We start from the raw sequence: 3,292 nt of genomic DNA, 5'->3' as shown, positions 1-3,292 counted from the left end.
ACCCAAATCAACTCAAAAATAGATTACCACAATCTGGCATTAGTGGGATAGGTTCTGGCAAGTGTCCTCAATGTGGATATGAGTTTGACCGCGACTGGTCAGCGTGGGTGCATTGGGATTGCGAGTGTGGTTGGATGGATGACTCTATATAGGGTTTTTCAGCTTTTGGGATGATACAAGAGTGAGGTGCAATGCCTGCGGCGGTAAACTACGCTGTATTATTACCCTACAATGACTAAGCAGCAAGTGAAACGTTTTTCTGAGATTGATATCGAGAAACCTCAACTTGGAGCGAAAGATTTGTTAGTGCGTGTCAAAGCCATTTTTGTTAATCCAGTAGATTATAAAGTTAAATCCATTACATTTTTGGGAAAAGCGATATCACAGTTCAGGATTTGAAAAGAGCGATTATCAAAGGGTAAAAAATACTCGGCGTTGGCGTAGCCCAAAAAGAGAAGAGACTTGGTTATCAAAAGACACAACTAAACAGTAATAAAAGTGGAAGGTTGAGCCAAAAGTATACTTGCAGTGACATTATCTAATTTCGCCAACACTTGATTGTCAGAACTATCCATAATGAAGGCAATACTTCCTTGTTGATATATCGATAATTGACCAAACTGGAGACCACCTGACAAGGCAATTTTGTCCTTACCTATTTCAAAGTCAGTAATGGAATCCGTGCCGTCACCAGAAGCCAATACAAAGGTATCGGTGCCATAACCCCCTGTAAGTACATCTTTGCCATTGCCCCCATAAAGCCAGTCATTGCCTGTGCCCCCTAATAGTTGGTCATCGCCGATACCACCAAATAGCGTATCGTTTCCGTCGCCTCCGGAAAGTTGGTCATTTCCTAGATTACCTACGATGGTGTCTTGACCCCCAAACCCATAAATCTTGTTGGCTGGGGCATTGCCTTTTAGGTACTCAGAGCTATCAGTGCCATTGAGAAGATTAATTTTGTTAGTAATAGGAGTCTTATTGGTAGGGGCTTCGTATGCGCCAATATCAGTCAATACACTGCCGTTGCCATCGCCATCTAGGGGAGTAATCTTAGTGACGCTATTCAAAGCATTGGAACCACCATCGATCGCAGGACTTCCAGGTTTGAGCCTAAAGTCATGATTCGCTGCATTCACAAACAACGGGTCTTTGTTTAATACATTTCCTGATCCTGTACCTTTAAGAACTCCGTTGTAAGCAAGGTTGTTATCAAATGAATAATTACTAGAATTAGCAATAGAACTGGCAGACTCTCCGGACTTTGCATACATAATATTGTTAACAACCCGAACATTTTTAGCACTGTTAAGGAAAATTTCTCCGGTTGATAGTTCTTGGGAATTTTGGTAAGTTGTATTATTCACAACGTCTACAGGGTTTTCTCCTTTGAAAATCTGAATACCTGCGCCACCATTGTTGTAAATTACGTTTTTACTAATTAAGGCTTTGCCCTGGTATGCAACATTTCCAACAGAAGAAGTGTCAAGCATTATTCCATGACCCTCTGTTACTTTTCCTGCATTAGCCCAAGGAACTAATTGTTTATTATCAAAGACAGTGTTATCTTGAATAATTACTTTGTAATCTGTTACGTTTTGATCGGAATTCCAAAGGTGAAGCATTGTAATTCCTTGGGTTCCATGAGGTGAGTACCAAGAATTTCCAGAAACCACATTGTTTTTTATTGTAATGTAGTCTACTTCTGCTGTTGCAATCCCGCCTCCTGGAAACTTAGAAATGTTGTTATTACTAATTGTGATGTGATGTGAACGTTGCTTTTCGTCGCCATCGATGTAGGAAACGTTAATACCGTTCCCAGATGTTGCTGGGTTATTCAAATCATCTTTATGCTCAAGCGCATATTCTAATGTATTATCATCTCGTGCCCCCACCAGGTTCAGCCCATTAATGACTACATAAGAAGAGCCTGTAATTGAGATAGCATTCCAATTTTTATCGTGTGTTTGTAAAACAGGTGTGTGTCCAGGATAAGCAGTAAATGTGATCGGCGCGGCTTCGGTACCGTGCTTATCTGAAATACTCAGGATATTAGGGTAAGTATTTGTGTAAGTACCATTCATGACGTAGACGGTATCACCTGCCTGCACCAAGTCCGCAGCTTGTTGGAGGGTGCGAAATGCAGATCCTTCCTTTAAGCCATCATTTTTATCATTGCCTGTTCCAGAAACGTAGTATGTTTTGCCAGCCATGAGATTAACTCCGAATTTTATAAGGTGAATTGGTAGTACGTTCTCAGCAATAAACTATGTTGCTAAGTAGTTATTTGAATGGGTGATTTATCTGGACTTTTCAGGACAGTCGCAGCTGTGCGATGGCGTACCCGCCCTTACATGTGGCGATCGCAAAAAAGAAATGGCGTCGTTTGTAGAAAAACTGTTATAAAACTGAAAATTTTTATCCTATTAACCGTTGATGGTTAAAGTAGGGATGTCGATACCGTCAATTGTCAGTGTTTTCTTGAAGGTGATCGACCAATTTCGACGCAGACAATGCAGCGCAAAGCCAAAGACATTTCCTGTCATCTCTGCGTTTGTTGAGTGGTCAAAGTTGAATTGGTTGAAACTTTAGTAGGTTTACCCCTTAACTTAAGGGAACTAATGTAACAACTTAGTCGAACCTGTTGTACGCGGTGTAACTGAGCCTGGTGAACTCATGTATTAAAACTAACTTTTATACAACGAATATAAATCAGTGAATATCCTGAATATAGTTATATTTTTTACAACAAAAGCTAAAAAAACATGGAGATGTCGTGGTGGAGTCCTGTTAATTTCCAGAGTGATATGGGAGTGGAGAGCGCTTTGTGCGAGGATTTGATGAAGTTTCTCTAAAAATTTTTAAAGAAGCGATGCTTCCCACAGGGTAGGACACAAAGAAAGAAAGAAGAAGCCAAGAAAATTTGGCGTAGCCTCATAAAGAAATGGTATGAGAATTCGCCAGACCATTCATTCCAAAACCCAAAATAATTTCTCTTCTAAATTCCTGCCTCTTCTAGCGCTATCAAGGCATGCACCCCAGAGTCCCTAACAGCAAGGCTAGTGCCAACGCGATCGCCATTTACAACGATCCGGCTGAGTTGTTAACACAATATGACAGTTCACAAGAAAGCAAGCAAAGCAATGACCAGGACATAATCATTTAGCCCTCTTCTGTCCCTTTCCGAGCAGCCAATCTATGAAAGCTTTATCAGTCAGTCAATACAGGCTTTTCTATTAGACAGGACTTACGCAACTGGCACAAATAGCGGGTGGGGCTGCACCCCGCCACG

Annotated in this window: 3 protein-coding genes; 2 read left to right on the top strand and 1 reads right to left on the bottom strand. The window is 41.1% G+C overall.

From position 1 onward, the window contains the following. The first annotated feature begins 231 nt into the window (after nucleotides 1-231). Complete coding sequence (locus tag ACFFAP_RS37375; RefSeq protein WP_375515934.1) at nucleotides 232-399, top strand: hypothetical protein; 168 nt, start codon at nucleotides 232-234, stop codon at nucleotides 397-399. Nucleotides 400-482: 83 nt separating this feature from the next. Here ACFFAP_RS37375 and ACFFAP_RS37370 read toward each other — a convergent pair whose 3' ends face one another. Continuing rightward, nucleotides 483-2,213 (bottom strand): right-handed parallel beta-helix repeat-containing protein, encoded by a 1,731-nt coding sequence (locus tag ACFFAP_RS37370; protein WP_375515933.1) that lies wholly within the window; start codon nucleotides 2,211-2,213, stop codon nucleotides 483-485. 818 nt (nucleotides 2,214-3,031) lie between these two features. On the opposite strand from ACFFAP_RS37370, the gene ACFFAP_RS37365 reads away from it, so the two are divergent. Further along, nucleotides 3,032-3,166: a hypothetical protein gene (locus ACFFAP_RS37365; protein WP_375515932.1), complete on the top strand. Its 135-nt coding sequence runs from the start codon at nucleotides 3,032-3,034 to the stop codon at nucleotides 3,164-3,166. Nucleotides 3,167-3,292: the final 126 nt, after the last annotated feature.

Source organism: uncultured Nostoc sp. (genome assembly GCF_964245575.1).
Lineage (GTDB): Bacteria > Cyanobacteriota > Cyanobacteriia > Cyanobacteriales > Nostocaceae > Nostoc.
Note: the sequence above shows the minus strand (reverse complement) of the source record. Positions and strands in the feature narration are given on the sequence as shown.